This window comes from Microbispora sp. H10836 (assembly GCF_012999525.1).
Classification (GTDB): Bacteria; Actinomycetota; Actinomycetes; order Streptosporangiales; family Streptosporangiaceae; genus Microbispora.
The window spans coordinates 1-636 of record NZ_JABBWU010000079.1 but is presented as its reverse complement, the minus strand read 5'-3'; the positions used below and the strand labels follow the sequence as shown (position 1 = coordinate 636).

The 636-nt window shown below is 70.8% G+C and carries 1 protein-coding gene; it reads right to left on the bottom strand.

Annotation, left to right across the window (positions count from 1 at the left end):
- On the bottom strand, window positions 1-636 hold a 636-nt coding region (locus tag HHX30_RS40365), incomplete at both ends, for a Gfo/Idh/MocA family protein (RefSeq protein WP_169989218.1).

Below are 636 nucleotides of genomic sequence, written 5' to 3'. Positions count from 1 at the left end.
CGGGGTCGGTGCCGGCGGCCACCGCCTCGATGAAGTCCTTCACCTCATGGGTGAAGGTGTGCTCGTAGCCGAGGCCGTGACCCGGCGGCCACCACGCCCCGGCGTACGGGTGGTCCGCCTCGGTGACCTGCACCCGCCGGAACCCGTGCTCGGCACTGCCGATGGTGTGGTCGTGGAACCACAGCTCGTTCATCGACTCGAAGTCGAAGGACAGGCTGCCCAGCGATCCGTTGACCTCGATCCGCAGCGCGTTCTTGTGCCCGGTGGCGAACCGGGTGGCCTCGAAGGACGCCAGGCCGCCGCCGCTGAGCCGGCCGAGGAACAGCGCGGCGTCGTCGACGGTGACGGTCCCCCTTCCGGCGCCGCCACCGGCCGAGAGCCCGGCCGAGCTGGCGGCCAGGGGACGCTCCTTGACGAAGGTCTCGGTCAGCGCCGACACCCCGACGAGCCGCTCACCGGTGATGAACTCGGCGGTGTCGATGATGTGGGCGCCGATGTCGCCGAGAGCGCCGGACCCGGCCTTGTCCTTCTGCAGACGCCAGACCAGGGGGAACTCCGGGTCGACGATCCAGTCCTGCAGGTACTGCGCCCGCACGTGCCGGATCTCCCCGAGCCTGCCCTGTTCGACGAACCGCC